The 17987-nt window shown below is 40.7% G+C and carries 16 protein-coding genes; all 16 read right to left on the bottom strand.

The features are described from left to right. Positions 1-12: 12 nt before the first annotated feature. The 16 genes from DK428_RS07745 to pepB all read right to left on the bottom strand — a co-directional run bounded on the left by DK428_RS07745 (position 13) and on the right by pepB (position 17962). A complete protein-coding gene (locus DK428_RS07745; protein ID WP_204352432.1) occupies positions 13-1884 on the bottom strand; it encodes a nucleoside-diphosphate sugar epimerase/dehydratase in 1872 nt (623 codons plus the stop codon). A gap of 78 nt (positions 1885-1962) precedes the next feature. Next, positions 1963-3147: a DegT/DnrJ/EryC1/StrS family aminotransferase gene (locus DK428_RS07740; protein WP_109089984.1), complete on the bottom strand. Its 1185-nt coding sequence runs from the start codon at positions 3145-3147 to the stop codon at positions 1963-1965. A gap of 25 nt (positions 3148-3172) precedes the next feature. Then, entirely contained in the window at positions 3173-3811 is a 639-nt protein-coding gene (locus DK428_RS07735) for an HAD family hydrolase (protein ID WP_109063518.1), read from the bottom strand. Continuing rightward, a complete protein-coding gene (locus DK428_RS07730) occupies positions 3801-4766 on the bottom strand; it encodes an ATP-grasp domain-containing protein (RefSeq protein ID WP_109063517.1) in 966 nt (321 codons plus the stop codon). The genes DK428_RS07735 and DK428_RS07730 overlap by 11 nt, the downstream gene beginning before the upstream one ends. Then, positions 4763-5362 (bottom strand): sugar transferase, encoded by a 600-nt coding sequence (locus DK428_RS07725; protein ID WP_109063516.1) that lies wholly within the window; start codon positions 5360-5362, stop codon positions 4763-4765. Before DK428_RS07725 ends, DK428_RS07730 begins: the two co-directional genes overlap by 4 nt. Before the next feature lie 5 nt (positions 5363-5367). Further along, a complete protein-coding gene (locus tag DK428_RS07720; protein ID WP_109063515.1) occupies positions 5368-6630 on the bottom strand; it encodes an O-antigen ligase family protein in 1263 nt (420 codons plus the stop codon). Continuing rightward, entirely contained in the window at positions 6631-7809 is a 1179-nt protein-coding gene (locus DK428_RS07715) for a glycosyltransferase (protein ID WP_109063514.1), read from the bottom strand. Continuing rightward, positions 7799-9109, bottom strand: a complete 1311-nt coding sequence (locus DK428_RS07710; RefSeq protein WP_109063513.1) for a flippase — start codon at positions 9107-9109, stop codon at positions 7799-7801. Before DK428_RS07710 ends, DK428_RS07715 begins: the two co-directional genes overlap by 11 nt. A gap of 4 nt (positions 9110-9113) precedes the next feature. Then, positions 9114-10268 (bottom strand): glycosyltransferase, encoded by a 1155-nt coding sequence (locus tag DK428_RS07705; protein ID WP_109063512.1) that lies wholly within the window; start codon positions 10266-10268, stop codon positions 9114-9116. Beyond that, positions 10268-11371 (bottom strand): glycosyltransferase, encoded by a 1104-nt coding sequence (locus tag DK428_RS07700; protein ID WP_109063511.1) that lies wholly within the window; start codon positions 11369-11371, stop codon positions 10268-10270. The genes DK428_RS07705 and DK428_RS07700 overlap by 1 nt, the downstream gene beginning before the upstream one ends. A gap of 10 nt (positions 11372-11381) precedes the next feature. Further along, positions 11382-12458, bottom strand: coding sequence for a DegT/DnrJ/EryC1/StrS family aminotransferase (locus DK428_RS07695; RefSeq protein ID WP_109063510.1), 1077 nt, complete (start codon positions 12456-12458; stop codon positions 11382-11384). A gap of 12 nt (positions 12459-12470) precedes the next feature. Continuing rightward, positions 12471-13046, bottom strand: a complete 576-nt coding sequence (locus tag DK428_RS07690) for an acyltransferase (RefSeq protein ID WP_109059959.1) — start codon at positions 13044-13046, stop codon at positions 12471-12473. A gap of 113 nt (positions 13047-13159) precedes the next feature. Next, a complete protein-coding gene (locus DK428_RS07685) occupies positions 13160-14107 on the bottom strand; it encodes a Gfo/Idh/MocA family protein (protein WP_109063509.1) in 948 nt (315 codons plus the stop codon). A gap of 18 nt (positions 14108-14125) precedes the next feature. Continuing rightward, complete coding sequence (tviB, locus tag DK428_RS07680) at positions 14126-15421, bottom strand: Vi polysaccharide biosynthesis UDP-N-acetylglucosamine C-6 dehydrogenase TviB (protein ID WP_109063508.1); 1296 nt, start codon at positions 15419-15421, stop codon at positions 14126-14128. An 808-nt stretch (positions 15422-16229) separates the two neighbouring features. Continuing rightward, on the bottom strand, positions 16230-16649 hold the full coding sequence (gene ndk, locus DK428_RS07670) for a nucleoside-diphosphate kinase (protein ID WP_109063507.1): 420 nt from the start codon (positions 16647-16649) through the stop codon (positions 16230-16232). An 11-nt stretch (positions 16650-16660) separates the two neighbouring features. Next, entirely contained in the window at positions 16661-17962 is a 1302-nt protein-coding gene (pepB, locus tag DK428_RS07665) for an aminopeptidase PepB (protein WP_482746757.1), read from the bottom strand. Positions 17963-17987: the final 25 nt, after the last annotated feature.

The following is a 17987-nucleotide window of genomic DNA, read 5'->3' as shown; positions in this document are numbered from 1 at the left end:
TCGTTATAAAAGTTAATGAGTTAGATTTTGCTGTTTGGTCCAAACAAAATCCGCCAAATTGCTCACCGGTTGATAACCGGCCGGAGCGCCCAATAATAGATTTCGAATCCGTTCACAATCATTGTTATCACAAGCTTTTTCAAGCTCCGTTATCAACGCATTTAATGCCTCTAGTGGCAAATAATCTTCATGCGCAGTCATGATGCGCTGGTGATATGTCGGCTCCACATTATCATCCCCGATCAACAGCTCCTCATAAAGTTTCTCTCCGGGTCTTAAACCGGTAAAACGAATTTCGATTTCGCCGTCAGGATGTTTTTCGTCACGCACACTGAAACCTGAAAGTTTAATAAGATTACGGGCTAAATCGACAATCTTTACAGGCTCGCCCATATCCAAAATAAACACATCACCGCCTTTTGCCATAGCACCTGCTTGAATAACCAACTGTGCAGCTTCGGGAATAGTCATAAAGTAACGAATAATGCGCTCATCGGTTACTGTGATTGGTCCGCCCTGCTCAATTTGTTTTTTGAACAATGGAATAACGGAGCCGGAAGATCCCAACACATTACCAAAACGCACCATGGAAAATAACGTATCATGGGTTTTGCCTTTTTCTGTAGCCAACGCCTGCAAGCATAACTCCGCAATACGCTTGGTTGTGCCCATCACATTTGTCGGACGTACGGCTTTATCGGTAGAAATTAATACGAAAGACTTCACTTTCGCTTTAATCGCCGCCTTAGCAGTGTTATACGTGCCGAAAATGTTATTTTGCACACCTTCAACAACGTTATATTCCACCATTGGTACATGTTTATACGCGGCCGCATGATAAACGGTGTCTACCTTAAAAGTTTGCATGATTTCCGTTAAGCGTTGCGTATTTTGCACACTGCCCAATAATGGATGTACAACCACTCCCGTAATGGATTCTTTGCGCATAATGTCTTTCAAATCTTGTTCAATGGCATATAACGCATATTCGGAAATCTCAAACAATAGCAAGAGTTTCGGTCGATTACGAATAATCTGACGACATAACTCAGAACCTATAGAACCACCGGCTCCCGTCACCATCACAATTTGGTCACAAATATTCTTGCTGAATAATTCAGGAACAGGATCAACCGGATCGCGTCCAAGCAAATCAATAATGTTGATCTCTTTCATATCCGCAATATTGATTTTGCCATCCACCAATTCAGTGAGCCCCGGCAATTCCATAATCCGCAAATGAGATTGTGATAAAAATTCAACGATTTCATTCTTTCTGGCACGGCTTACCGACGGTAAGGCAATTAGAATTTCATCAATCTCATAGCGTCTTAAGGCCTCCAATCCCGCTTCTGCCGAATAAATTTTCAAACGACCGGCGCGGCGGTTAATTAAATTTTTGTCATCATCAATAAAAAACAGCGGTACGTGCTCATCGGAATTGACCAACGTTTGGGCAATTTGCTGCCCTGCCGCACCGGCACCATAAATGGCAATGCGTTTGCTTACTTTGCTGGAACTTAAAATATTTCTAACCAAGAAGCGAATAATGGTGCGGCTTAACAACACCCAAAGGAACATCATAAAGCCAAACATTAAAATGACCGATGTCGGCAGTAGGGTGTTGATAACATTTTTTAATAAAAACAGCCCAATGACGGTCATTGCGGTGGCAATAATCAATCTAAAAATCAGGTTTTCATTAAACGTCCGAATCACAAAATGATAAACCCGACAAATAAACAAACTCGCTACTGCCAACACGGAAACCCATATTTCACTTAAATAGAGTTTCGGCACGATGTAATAGATAGAAACATCAAATAAACGCAAGGAATAGCAAATCCACAGCAAAATAGGAAAAACTATTAAGTCGATTAACATCAGACCAAACACTTTTACCCATATTGACGCGACTACCAACCTTGCTATACAAGACTTAATCACGAGTATCCGGCCTCTTTATTTTGCCTCAGCGGCTAACTGTTGAATCACATGTTTAATTGCCTGACGACAACGTTCAAGACTGCTTTCGCTTAATGTCGGGTGAACCAAAAACATTAAACTGGTTTCCCCTAAATCTACTGCATTTTTTAACCGCACTTTTGGTCGCCATGGCGTGTTATCGAAGGCTTTTTCCAAATACACTTCAGAACAAGAACCGCTATAACAAGGCACCTGCTGGTCATTAATCACCTGCATAATACGATCCCGCGTCCAGCCTTCCGGTAAAGCCTGCAAATTCACCTGCACATAGCATTTATACGCCGCATGCACATAATCCTCGCTTGGCTTATGCACGGTGAAAAATGGCGTATCGCCAAAGGAATCAAAAATAAATTGCATATTTTTATTACGTTGTGCCGTCCAATCCGCCATGCGTTTTAATTGAATACGCCCAATGACGGCTTGCACTTCCAACATGCGCCAGTTTGTGCCGAAAGAATCATGCAACCAACGGAATCCCGGCGGATGTTGTTTGTTATAGACACTGTCGAAATCTTTGCCATGATCTTTATAAGACCACATTTTCTTCCACAAACTTTCATCATTCGTTGTGACCATACCGCCTTCACCACCGGTAGTCATAATCTTATCTTGGCAGAACGACCATGCGCCGACATGCCCGATAGATCCGGCGGGCTTCCCTTTATACATAGCACCATGAGCTTGCGCACAGTCTTCAATGACATATAAGCCTTTTTCTTTTGCCAATGCCATAATCGGGTCCATATCACACATCCAGCCAGCCAAATGCACACAAATAATCGCTTTGGTATTCGGCGTTAATACCGCCTCAATAGTACGACGGGAAATATTTTGCGAATCCAATTCCACATCGGCAAAAATTGGGTTGGCGCCGGCAGTCACAATGGCGCTGGCAGAAGCTAAAAAGGTACGTGAAGTCACAATCACATCATCGCCTGCACCGATATTTAACGCTTTTAAGGCAACATCCAATGCCACCGTACCGTTCATTAGCGCCACGGCATATTTTGTTTGTGTGTATGCGGCAAATTCCTTTTCAAATTCACGGCATTCTGTACCGGTCCAATAATTCACTTTATTAGATAAAATGGTACGTGAAACGGCATCAGCTTCTTCTTGTGTAAATGACGGCCAAGGTTCAAAAGAGGTGTTAAGCATAGATATTTTCCTTCATGATAAATAATTAAAGCACTGATGTTAGTTCTGACCACTCAGAAATATAAAAGTGCGGTAGAAATTCCGATTGAATATTGAAATCCTGTTTATGAATATTACTGCCTTTATCCCGCAAGCAAATCGTTTCCCATCCTAATTTATTCGGTGTGACAAAATCTTTTTTCGGATTATCTGCCAAATAAATATATTTCTCGCATTGCAATTCATCCTGCACACAAGAGAAATTTTTTAACGAAGGCTTTTCACTTCCAATTTCTTCAGAAATCACCACATAATCCAAAATACCTTCTAAATTTAAGGCCTTTAATTTATTACGTTGCGTAACTGAACGACCATCGGTAATTACCGCCAACTTATAATCTTCTTTCAAATGATTAAGAATATTTTCTACATTTGGAAAAAGTTTAATTTCCGGCAAATGAAATCGATACCAATCTAATAATGTAGGCAAATCCACCTTATATTTGTCCGCAATATATTGAAACGCATTATCACCGTTACAATATAACTTAACCAAATCATTAAACAACATTTTCCAGTCATCCGGTTCTAAACGCATGGCAATTTGTTTATAACCGGAATAAAGAAAATCAATTTCGGCATACAATGTGTCATCAAGATCTAAAACTAATGCTTTATTTTTCATAATCATGCACCAAAACTTCGGCGTCGTAACGCAACATTAAAAGGTTATCTTCCCAATCACCAAACACGGGAATATATTCATTAAATAAATATTCTTTAATTAACCATTTAGGATAATTTGCTCCAGCCAAATAACTTAACGGATAACCACCTCCAAAACGTGGGTTAATTTCAATCCCTAATACATTACATTCGGTTTTGTGATAAAACACTTGAACTGTAATGCAACCACGGGCACCTTTTAAATTTGCTAATTTATCTAACAGTACGGAAACAATATGATTTTTCTTGGTTACACCTTTATTAATTTCACCTGCCCGCACAAAAATACGTTTTCTCGGCACTAAGCATTTTAATTCCGAATTTTTATCAAAATAACAATCTACCGTATACTCGTCATACTCTTCCGGCGAAATATATTGCATAAAAATTAACTCAGAATTATTTAATTGTTCTTGTGTAATCTCTTTTGCATGATTTGCCACAAAAATCCCTTTACTTAAACTGCCATTATAAGGTTTCGCAAATAAAGGAAACTCTAAATTGTTTTTATTAAATTGCTTTGGAATATCAATACCGTATTCAGTAAATAATTTATGCGTCAAGTTCTTATCACGACATTTTTTAATTAACTCGGTATCACTGACCGAAATAAAAATGCCTTTTTGACTAAACAACTCACGATATTCACTTAGAATGAGCAATTCCGTATCGATCGTTGGAATAATTAATTTGATGGCATTTTCTTCACAAATCGTAAGCAAGGTGTCGATATACATAGCATCGGTCACTCGCGGAACCTGAAAATACGCATCGGAAACATGACAAGCCGGAGCAAGTACAGGATTTAAATCAACGGTAAACACTTTGCCGTTTTCTACCAATCTCGACAATTCGGTTTTAAATGCTCGGACCAAAGAAACACGTTGTCCTGCGGATGTAATTAAAATATTCATATTTTTTTATTTCCCTCAAATTTCGGCATAGTGGCATCATTCACAGCATTGATGTCATCTTTTGCTACGACCTTCCAAACAGTTTTAAATAAAATCTTGATATCCAAGCAGAAGGAACGGTTTTCAACATACCAAGTATCCAACTCAAACTTTTGTTCCCAACTGATGGCATTGCGTCCGTTTACTTGGGCATAACCTGTAATACCGGGTTTTACCTCATGGCGTTTGGCTTGACTCTCGTTATACAACGGCAAATATTCCATTAATAACGGACGGGGACCGACCAAACTCATTTCACCTTTTAGTACATTCCAAAATTCCGGTAATTCATCCAAACTGGTGGCACGTAACATTTTGCCGAATGCGGTTAACCGTTCCGCATCAGGCAAGGGATTGCCTTGCTCATCAACAGCATCTTTCATAGTACGGAATTTCACCATTTCAAAAGGCTTACCATGTAGCCCTGGGCGAATCTGTTTAAATAGCACCGGCGAACCTAAATTTTTTTTCACTTTATAAGCCAAGAATAAATAAAGCGGCGAAAACAAAATCAGTACAAATAACGAAACCAAAATATCAAAAAGGCGTTTCAGCATAAGAATTACCTATCCTCAGAAAATACGTGGTACTTTTTCAAAATCGTGTCAATCAACACCAAAAATAACGGATACCAAACCAACGGCAAACGGAAAATGGAAGACGGAACCCAAACCATCCAACAGAAATTAACAATAATAAATAAAATAAAAATCTTTTCTTTCCATTTTAGGATATGGCTTACCAACGTATAAAACACGGCATATAGCAAGAAACCAATAAAAGCCACAAAAGCGAAAATACCAAAGGCTAAGTACACTTCAATAAAGAAACTGTGCGGGTTGGTGTAGCCCAACGGGAAACTAAGTTTAATTTGATCAAAATATTGGATGTAATCACGCGGCCCATAACCTAACCAAAGAATTTTGAAATTATCTAAGAACACCGTATAAATCTCCGTACGATAACCGACGGATTTGTCGTCATTCACCGAAAAGATGGCCAGTGAAAAACGTTCAATAGGACGTTCCAACCAATCAATCTTCGATAACTGGATGAATAATTCTTGCAACCAAGACAAGTTGAAAATAAACAGGACGATAACGCAGCCCAGCAATAGATATAAGACTTTGAAATAAGCGGACGCATTTAAGAAGAGCAACAGCATGAGCATAATTAGATAGCTTGCTAATACCGTACGGGAGGCGCTGACAATAATCACTACGCTCATGATCAACAGCAATCCATAACCGATAAGCTTTAACTTAAGACTTTCACCACGCACGATATAGAAAAAGCCTACTGCTGATTCTAATGACGCGGTCACCACTGCTTGGTCGTTAGTGTTAAAGAAAAAGCCTTTGAAGGCATTATCCGTTACTGTTAACTCATCATTACCGGAGACCAACTGGAAACCTAGCAGTGCTTCGACAAAAAAACCCAATAACATAAATAACGAAATCCCTAACAATAAATAACGGATTTCATCTTCACTGTTACCCTCTTTGAAGGCTAAGAAAGAATAATGGAAAATAAATATCACTAAACCGAAGAAGAAAAAATCCACCAGCTTTTCTGTGGAAAATGAACTCAGCACGGATAGAAAACCGGCAAAGAAGAGCACATACAGCGGAACCAAAAATTTGAAAAAGTCCGTTTCCGTTTTCTTAAAGAACAATGCTAGCAGGGATAAAGCGACGAAAAAAAAGCTCAACCCACTATCTAACCGGGGCAAGCCCAATAAATTAGATAAGGCCGGTGAAAGTACGGTTAACGCTAACCCGAATAACAATAACAGTTTGAATACGTTGCTATATTTAATATGCATTTACAATAATTTCTTTATAAGTTCTTTGATTGCCAAATAAGAACGGGACCTCAAAAATCGTTCCTGCGCCAGTTTTTGATTCGTTGCCGACATTTGGGTCAATTTATTTCTATCTGCCGCCAACTCATTTAATGCTTTTGCTAATCCTGCAAAATCACCGGCTTGATACTGAATACCACCACCCAAAGCCAACAATTTTTCTACTTCCGGGTGTTTCTGACAGCTTAAGATTGGTAAGCCGCAACACATGTAATCGGATAATTTATTGGTAATACTGCCTTGTGAAGACGCTTTAATCGCATTTAACGCCACATCGGATTCAGATAGTATTCTCATGGCATCTTGATAAGCCTGCACGCCTAAAAACGTCACATGACCACCTAATTGCTCGTTTAATTGGCGTAAAGATTGCTCATGAGGACCCGTGCCAATAAATTGAATCGTGACATTTTCATGGCATAAAGGTGCTGCGCGCACCACGGTTTCCAAATCATAACTGCCGGCCATCGTACCTAAATAAACGGCAACCAATTTATCTGTAGTAGCACGATTCGCCTTTGAGAAAAGCGTATCCGCGCCAATATACACAGCGGTTTTTAAATTGGCAGGTAAGTGATTTACATCCGCACGTTGCAAATAAGTATCGGACACCGCCACCAAAGCATCAGCATAGCCGTAAGTTTTGTTCGCATACTGCGTAATCGGCCACATTAACAATTTACCCAGACTACCGGAAAGTAACGAAATCGGCCCGGCAATAGCCTCAGGCCAGACATCCTGTACGTCAATAATCAATTTATAGCCTTTCTGCGCTTTGTATTTACCTAAAATATAATTGGTTTTGATTAACGGATAAGCGGAATAGGCCACATCAATTTTCTTCTCGTAATTTTGTAAAAAAACTTCAAAATTGCGACAAAACTGATGATGACTGGTTATGCGTTTTAAGCTGACGTTCTTTTCATAGCCCGGCTCATCCAATAACACCACATTGACATTATCCAAGTGCGGTCGATTTTCACGGTGTTTTTTCAAAAAATGGCAATATCTGCTGGTCACTAAAGTGACATCAAATTCATCGGTCAATAAATTTGCCAAATAGATAAAGCGATTCATGCCCATTTCATCAGGGAAAGTCACATAAGGCGCGACTAACAAAATGTGTTTTTTATCTTGCATTTTTTCTTATTCCTTTGGCAAAACTCAGCATCATTTTAAAGTCTGACAACTTCGGTACGATATTGATAAAGGCACCGCTTTGGGTTACCTGATCAAAGGCCTTTAAACGCAGTACTAAATCCATGGTGTAAGCGACTGTGGTAGCGACAGAAGCACCGATTAAACCGAAGAACGGTACAAGACAGAGGTTTAACAAAGTATTAATCGCAAAGACCCAATACGAATTTTTTAAATTTAATTCGGCAAACCCGCGTGCTGCCAAGTCATTCGCTAAGATTCGCGATGGCGTCCACGCCAAGATACCCGGCAATAACAACAACACGACATACACCGCCTGATCATAAGCGGCACCAAATAATAAATTCACAATCACGGAGGATAACAACGCAAAAGCCACGCCAATCACCATGGTCACCAACAACGTCATTCTGGCGGTATCTAACGTGAGTTTCGCGACTTCTTGCGCATCACTCCCCTCACCTAATTTATTAGACAAGCGTGGCAACAATACTGTGCTCACGGCCTGCGAAGGTAGCCATAATTTTTCAGCTAACTGCATTCCTACGGAATAAATCCCCACAACGACCGGCGTAGTGAAATAACCTAAAATCAGCAATGACGAACGATAATTCAGTAGAGTAATAATGTTACTTAAATGGGATTTCAGTCCGTAACCGAAAAACTCTTTCAAAAACTTAATCAGTGAATAGGTTTCGATTTTTATCAGCTTCAAAATAATTCGAATTAAGATAAAGAAACTGATCCAGTGGCTAATTACATACGCAGTCAACACTGACTCCACGTTTTGAGCTAATAAAATAGCTATCATGGAGACCACAAAAATCATTGCCGGCTGTGCTACGCACAAAATGTTAAACCATTTAAAGTTTTGAATTGCCTGTACTAAAGAAGGCAACACGGTAAAAAAGGTTTGGGGTAAAAGCGCAGCAATAGATAAATACAACAGACTCACCGGCACTTCATTAAAAAAGTATTGCCCGAAATAATGCACCACCAATAACAAAATCCCTCCCGTTAAAAGGGAAATTGCCGCGAGCAACACTAAATTGGCATATAGAGCCTGTTGTTCACTCACAATCTTTCTGCCAATGGCGTAAATATTCACACTTTGCAAACCAAAGGTAATCATTTGCGAAAACAACGTCGGCAACAATATGGCTAACGTGTATTGCCCCATTTGCTCGGTACCAAGACCTCTAGCAATAATAATTAAAGTAATGACCTGTAAAACGCCGACTAAAATCTGTCTGACAAAGACCATGGATATTAAATTAATCATAGCGTTACTTGTTATCTAACATCTCTTCATAAATAGCACGCAATCTCGACACAAAGGCTTGCTCGGAATAGGTAGCAATACAGCGCTCGCGAATTTCCTTGTGATCAAATTTATCCGGATGCGTTAAAAATTCTAAAATACCTTTTGCCAACGCTTTCTCATCATTAACTTTGACAAACAATCCATCACCTTCTGTTAAAATAGATTCCGGACCACCACACAATGTAGCGACTACCGGTGTGCCTTGAGATAGGGACTCAATCACCACCACACCAAAGGTTTCAATGTAGCTGGAGACTACAAGACACCTGCTTTCACGCATTAAATCCCGTACTTGGGTTCGGTTTTGCGCGCCAAGTAAAGACACATGATTGGTTAAATTTAATTGCTGAATCAATGCCGTCAAATTGGCTTTTTCAGGACCATCACCGGCGATAGTCAAATGTAAATTCGGATAATCTTTAATCACCATTGCAAAAGCCTTGAGTAACACATCAAACCCTTTATTTTGGTGTAAAAAAGCCACTGCACAAAGTTGCTCTTTTCTTGGGATATCCGTTGTGTTCTCAACAAACACGTTATCCAACAAATTCGGGAACACCGTCCAATCTTTACCGTTAAGTTTTGTTTTTAAGACATCCGCCAAACTTTTGCTCACCGCCAATAACTTACCGGCGGTCAGTTCTGCTTCTTTTAACTTAGACACTTGCCAATCTTTCACCAAACCTCTGCCATATACAGAACTGTGTTCGGTGACACAATAAGGAATGCCATATTGACGATGAATCTCCAATGCCAAGGGGCCGGCGTGTAATAAACTATGCACATGGAGTAAATCCGGCATGCCTTGTTCTTTTACATAGCGTTTAAATAACGCTAATCCGGCATTCACCCAACGTCTTAAGTCTAAGTGCGGTACTTTTGGGAACCAAAATACGCCGTGCTTAAAATAGGTAGCAACGTCGCCATCCTGCCATACCGTTTGGTTGTATTTGCCAAAAACGGCTTCTTTTCCTAATCGCAAAGATCGAAACTGCGGAGCAATAACTCCGACTTTGATGCCACTACGAGCCAACGCTTGTGCCTGTTCTCGAAAGAAGCAGCCATTCAAATCTTTATCATGTAAGGGATACCAAGAAGGTAACAGCAGAATATGCATTAGAGTTCCTTGTAAAGCCTTAATAATTTTTGTGCGTATTCCTTCGGATCACATTCACGAATAATTAAATCGTAAGCCTGATTCACGTAGGATTCTGTCGCGTCTTTAAAAACAATCGTATTTTCCACCGCACTTGCCATGGCAGGAATGTCCCGAGGCTCAATGAGATGTCCCGTTTCGCCGTTAATCACAATTTCCTCAATGCCTGCTGCACGGAAAGCACACACAGGCACTTTCATGATCATGGCTTCCACAATAGAATTGGATAACCCCGCGCCGGTATCACCATCAACCACCAATGGGCTGACAAAGACATCTATTTGATCCATAAACGCGGCGACATCTGTTACGCGTCCTAAAAACTCGACTTGTTGCGCAAGTCCCAAATTATCTGCCAGACGTTCCAATTCGGAACGATGGTTACCATCTCCACCGATGACAAAGCGCAGTTTGCGTTGCGGTTGGTGAGTCAGCATATATTTTGCCAATTCTAAAAACAGCTCAACGCTACGCCCTTCTCTAAGCGCCGATAACGTCCCGATGGTGAAACTCTCTTTATCCAAAGACTTCATTGAACGCGTGGTGGGCGTCAAACGGTAAGCGTTATAGACATAATCGGTTTTATGCGCAGGATAGCCGTAACGAATGAGTTTTTGCTGTTCCAACTTACAATTGCCTAAGCCGCGCACACCCATTTTGGCAAAAAACGGTACGACTTTTTGATAAGTCTCATGATCTAAACCACGGGATGTCCAAAAAATCTTAACATCTTTATTTTTAAAGAATTTTTTCGCTAACCAAATAAACGGTAAAGGACGCGCCATTTGGGCGTGAATAACATCAATATTATTGTCATTAACCGTCTTGACCAATTTGTAAACGTAATCCAATAACTTAAATGGATTTTTAGTATGGCAATCAGCACTTACCTGGTGCACACCAAGGCCGGCGATATGCTCAAACAACGGACCGGTTTTACCAAATACTCCCACCGAGGCAACCAAGGGATTTAATTCGGTCGCCGCAATGAGCGTAGCAATTTCCGTGCCACCAATATGCCCCATATCGCTCACCAGCAATACGCGTAAATTCTCTCGATCCATGCAAAAAATCCTATGCCAAACTTTCTACGATGACTTGCTGTTCTTCCACAGTTAAATACGGATGCATAGGCAAACTCATAACACATTCTGCAATGCGATCACCCACAGGTAAACTCACTTGCGCATCAGCCACCGCCGGTTGTTTATTTAATGGAATCGGATAATGCACAGCAGTTGGAATGCCTTGTGCCTTCAATTTTTCTTGTACTTCGGTACGATTTTCCACTTGAATAGTGTACTGCGCCCACGCACAACGATTGTGCTCTTCTACAAACGGCGTAGTCATAATGCCAGCTGCGTTAAATAAATCATTGTAGTTCTCTGCCACTACATTACGGGCAAGAATTTCATCTTCCAAAATCTCCAGTTTTGGCAATAAAATCGCTGCTTGTAGCGTATCTAAACGGCTATTCACGCCAACGCGAATATGGTGATAACGACGATCTTGTCCATGACGGGCAATTTGGCGGATCACCGTGGCCAATTCTTCATCGTTAGTAAAGATCGCACCGCCGTCGCCATAACAACCTAAAGGTTTGCTTGGGAAGAAACTGGTACAAGAAATGGTGGATAGGTTGCAACTTTTACGACCTTTATAAGTTGCGCCGAAGCTTTGTGCCGCATCCTCAATAACAGGAAGATTGTATTTTTGCGCCACTTGGTTAATCGCATCAAAATCGGCACATTGACCATATAAACTCACGGGAATAATCGCTTTAGTGCGCGGGGTAATGGCCGCTTCCAATTTATTGACATCGAGATTGTAAGCCTTCGGATCCACATCGACATAAACCGGTTTGGCACCAAGTAAGGCAACTGTTTCAGCCGTAGCGATATAGGTAAAACCCGGGGTAATCACTTCGTCACCCACACCAATGCCTAACGCCATTTGAGCAATTTGTAATGCGTCTGTACCATTAGCACAACTAATACAATATTTTGCCCCGGTATAAGCCGCCAGTTTTTCTTCCAACTCAGTCACTTCTGGGCCTAAAATATATTGCCCATGTGTCAACACTTTCTGAATGCCGGCATCAATTTTGGCTTTAATACGCTCTTGCTGTGCTTTTAAATCAATAAATTCCATCTTACTATCCCATTACAATTTAGTTACTTGTTGACCGTCTAAACGATAAATCGCACCCGTGTGTTGGCAACGCGTCTCACCTTGCCCTTCTAAAGGCAAATCCAACTGCTCGCCGAATTCACTCATCCAGCCGATTTGTTTTGCCGGTACACCGACCATAAGGGCATAATCCGGCACATCGCGATTAATCACAGCTCCCGCGCCTACAAAGGCATAAGCACCGATAGTAACCCCGCACACAATGGTAGAATTGGCACCTAACGTCGCCCCTTTTTTCACAATGGTGTCGAGATATTCGTTTTTTCGTTCAATCAGCGAACGTGGGTTATATACATTAGTGAAGACCATGCTTGGCCCGCAGAAAACGCCTTCTTCCAAATGTACGTTGTCATAGACCGAAACATTATTTTGCACTTTACATTTATCGCCGATGGTGACTTTGTTGCCGACAAAGACATTTTGTCCTAGAGAAACGCCTTTGCCGATTTTGGCCCCACCACAAACATGAGCAAAATGCCAAATACGCGAGCCTTCACCGATTTGCGCGCCTTCATCAATAATGGCGGTTTCGTGTTGGTAAAAATCCATAATGTTTTCCGTTTTCAAAATTCTGCGTTGACGGCGCAAAAACACTTAAAAAAATGACCGCACTTTAAGCTCTAAAAGTCTCCGTGCAGTCGATATGAGTATGTTAAATAAGCTTATTTCAACACTTTAGCTAAGAACGGGTGCGGATGCGCCGGGTTCTTAATAATGTCCGCCGTACGAATATATTCTACGGTTTCAATAGCAGCGCGATTTTCTTCCAAACCATAACCTTTGCCTTCCAAAACTAATTGATAGTTTTGTGTATGCAAATCGGTAAAGCCACCGGAAAATTCCAGCTCTTCATTCTCGATAGTAATGCTACGATAGGTTAATTTTTCGCCTTGCACCGCATTGGACGGAAGATTATTGGCATCGATAGACAAGAACCAACGTACGCGGGCACGTTCGTACTCTAAGTAGCCTGACACGGTTTTCTCATCGCGGTAATACACTTCGTTTTTCACAACCTTACCGAAAATGAAGTGCAACATATCGTAGAAATGCACACCGATATTGGTAGCAACACCGCCGGATTTTTCGTCAAACCCTTTCCATGATTTTAAATACCATTTACCGCGTGAAGTCAGATAAGTTAAATCCACATCAAACACTTTTCCTGCCGGTGCTGCCGCCACTTTGTCTCTCAATGCAAGAATGGAAGGGTGTAATCTTAATTGCAGGATGGAATTAACTTTAGCGCCATATTTCTTTTCATATTCGGACAGCATATCCAAATCGGTGGAGTTCAACACCAACGGTTTTTCACAAATCACATTAATGCCGTTTCTCAAGGCAAACTTCATGTGTGGTGCATGTAAATAGTTCGGTGAGCAAATGGCGACATAGTCTAAACGTTCGCCTTTTAATTTTTGATCGTCCACATAAGCTTCGAACTCTTCAAATTCGGTAAAGAATTCAGCCTCCGGGAAATGACTGTCCATAATCCCAACGGAATCATTAATATCCATGGCCACAGCCAAAGTATTACCGGTGTCTTTAATGGCTTTTAAATGGCGCGGTGCAATGTAACCACCGGCGCCGATTAATGCGAATTTTTTCATCTTATGTTTCTCTCACTGTTATAGACGGAAGACACTGAAGCCTTGATCTGCCAAGGTATCACGATTAAATAGGCTCTTCACATCAGCCAATACCGGTTTTTCTGAGCGCACAAAAGAACGTAAAGTAGCGGAATCTAAATTACGGAATTGCTTATGCCCCACAGCGACCACCAAGGTATCTACCGGATGAGAGGAGTCAATAGTTGCTAAATTTAAACCGTATTCTTCTTTGACTTCTTCTACATCAGCCCAAGGGTCAGACACAACAACATCAACGCCCCATTGTTGGAATTCTTTGATCATATTGATGACTTTACTGTTACGAATATCCGGGCAGTTTTCCTTGAAAGTCACACCCAAAATACCTACCTTAGCTTTCGCTACATCAATATTGTTATTAATCATTAACTTAATGGTGTTTTGCGCCACATAGCTCGCCATGTCATCGTTAATCCGACGACCGGCCAAAATAACTTGCGGGTTATACCCTACCTCTTCCGCTTTGTGGGTCAGATAGTAAGGATCGACGCCGATACAGTGTCCGCCGACTAAACCCGGACGGAATGGCAAGAAATTCCACTTACTACCGGCAGCTTCTAAAACATCTAATGTATCAATACCGATACGTTCAAAAATAATGGACAGTTCGTTGATTAACGCAATATTCAAGTCGCGTTGAGTGTTTTCGATCACTTTTGCAGCTTCAGCTACTTTAATACTAGAAGCTTTATGCGTACCCGCTGTAATAATGCTACCGTAAACGGCATCTACCACTTCGGCTATTTCCGGCGTACTACCGCTGGTAATTTTTTTAATGGTGGTTAAGGTATTAACTTTGTCCCCCGGGTTAATGCGTTCAGGGCTATAACCGGCAAAGAAATCTTGGTTAAACTTCAAACCGGAAACCTCTTCCAGAATCGGCACACAAACTTCTTCCGTAGCTCCCGGATAAACGGTAGATTCATAAACCACAATATCGCCTTTCTTCAAGACTTGACCGACGGTATTACTCGCTTTTTGAAGTGGTGTTAAATCAGGACGATTCACATCATCGATAGGCGTTGGAACGGTCACAATAAAAAAGTTACATTGCTTTAATTGTTCCAAATCTGCGGTATAGGTAAGGTGAGTTGCGGCTTGTAAATCCTCGGAAGAAACCTCTAGCGTGCGGTCTTTTCCAGCAGACAATTCATCAATACGCTCTTGATTAATATCAAACCCAACGGTAGATATTTTTTTACCAAACTCTACGGCTAACGGTAATCCTACATAGCCCAACCCAATTACACCAATTTTATAATTTTTAAGATCCATAGATGACATCTCTTAAATTTAACCCAATAATTAAACTTTAAATCAGCTTAAAATTTAACCGCTTTAAAATTCACCAAAATATTTTGAATTACAGCTTCATATACGCTAGTGTGACCAATAAAAATTAACACAGTTCACATCAAAATAAACTGGTTAGACCAGAAATCAAAAAGTAAATAAATTGAATTATAGAAAAAATAAAATTAAAAAAATAAATATAAAAAAAACCACTCAAAACAAATCAAGTCATTGATTTACAACAAATAAAAATGCAAACAAAAACAAACACCGAAGAAAAAAAACAATTTAAACCACAATAAAATAAGTGAAAAAATTAAATTAAATAAAATAAATAAATAAATCAAAAAAAAAATAATAAATAACACAAAAAAAATATAATAAAATAAGTATAAAAAACACAACAATAAAAACATAAAAATAAATTAAATTATAAAAAACAAAGTCACATTTCAGTGATTAAATTTAAAACTTAATTTAATATAAAAACATCCCCAGCAAGCCTAGAGACAACAATGCAAGTAATTGAATAAAAAGGAAAAAATAGAAGTTTTACAGAAGAAAAAACTAACACAAAGATAAATCACTTAACTTTTAGTTAAGCATCTAGGCAAGATTCAAGACAAGAATAACGATACTTTAATATAATTTTCAGATCATAGATATTAAACTGACATTACTTACAATCACTTACAATTCTTTACAAAAAAAATACAAAAAAACACCGCACTTTTTCTAATAAAAAAGCCACTTTGCTTTCACAAAGTGGCTTTTATTTTGTGATTAATAGTTAAAACACTTCCTCACTTACAAAGAAATAGGTAATTTCACGGGCTGCGCTTTCAAGGCTATCAGAGCCGTGAACAGCGTTTTCCCGTTGACTTAGCGCGAAATCACGACGGAGCGTGCCTTCTGCAGCCATTTCAGGATTGGTCGCGCCCATTAACGTGCGATAATCTTGCACGGCATTTTCCTTTTCCAACACACTCACCAACACCGGGGCGGACATCATGTAAGTCACAAGCGATTCAAAAAACGGTTTACCTTGATGTTCGGCATAAAATCCTTCCGCCTGTTCTTTGCTCAAATGCACCATCTTAGCCGCAACAATGCTAAAACCTTGCTGTTCAAGACGAGCTAAAATAGCACCGATCAAATTGCGTCTCACGGCATCCGGTTTAATAATAGATAACGTTCGTTGTAAGCTCATATAACATCCTCTTACTGTTGTTTTGCTTTGGTTAATAATAAGTTAGCCAGGGTTTGTACACCAATACCGGTGGCGCCGGTTGCCCATAAATCACTTGGCGTTTTTCGATAAGTGGCGGAACAATCAATGTGCAACCAATGTTGTTGGTAGTTTTTTACAAAATATGACAAGAATGCCGTTGCTGTGCTAGCCCCTGCTCCCACCGGAACGGTGCCGGTGTTGGCGATATCGGCGAAAGCCGTTTTAATTTGTCCGCGATGTAACTCGGCGAACGGCAAGCGCCAGAACGGCTCCATTTCCTGTTCGGCGGAGCAAAATAACTCGGTGACCAGATTATCATCCATGGACAACACACTATGATAATCATTGCCCACGGCCACTTTTGCCGCGCCGGTTAAGGTAGCGCAATCCACGATAAATTGCGGTTGTTGTGCATCGGCATCAATTAAACCGTCCGCTAATACTAAGCGTCCTTCCGCATCGGTGTTCAAAATTTCCACGGTTACGCCATTACGATACTTAATAATGTCGCCCAATTTGAAAGCACGACTGCTGACCAAGTTTTCTGCGCAACAAAGAAATAATTTCACCCGTTGATTTAAACCACGCAAAATTGCCAAGCCCAACGAACCGGTTAATAATGCTGCCCCACCCATATCAGTACGCATGGTGCTCATGCCATCGCTTGGCTTAATGCTATAACCACCGCTGTCAAATGTAATGCCTTTCCCCACCAAACAAGCCAACACCGGTGCGTCAGGGTTGCCCGTCGGGTTGAAATCAAGTTGCAACATTGCAGGCAGATTTTGCGAGCCTTTACCCACTTGCCATAAGCCGTGATAACCGCGTTCAAGCAGTTCCTCTCGAGAAACGATGGAAAAACTGACCGCACTTTGCTTGCCCGATTGGTCTGCTGTTTGGCTGATAAACTTTGCCGCACGTTGGGCAAGCTCTTCCGGGGTTAAAATTGCTGCCGGTAAGTTGATGATCTGGCGCACGAATGCGGCACATTGAATGCGATTATCCAATTCTTTTTGTGCTTCTGCGGAGAGCATTGGAAATTGGATATTGAAATCTAGCTTCGCATTATAAAACCCTTGGTAAAATGCCCAACAGGTTTCTAATTGCCAGTGTTCTCCGCTTAAAATAACGTGAGCAATGCCTTGGTTTTGTAATTTTCGAGCGGCTTTTTGCACGGAGGTGCGGTCGGAATAATCCGCTAGATGAAGGGTAGCTTTCTCTTCGTTAAAGCTGATTAACGCATTTTTCCCCCATGCGGAAGAGGCGGATTGCGTCGAAAGAATCACTTGCATTGACATAAACTCTCCTTTTTTTACT

This window comes from Aggregatibacter kilianii (genome assembly GCF_003130255.1).
GTDB classification, from domain to species: Bacteria; Pseudomonadota; Gammaproteobacteria; order Enterobacterales; family Pasteurellaceae; genus Aggregatibacter; species Aggregatibacter kilianii.
This window is presented reverse-complemented; position numbering and strand designations above follow the sequence as displayed.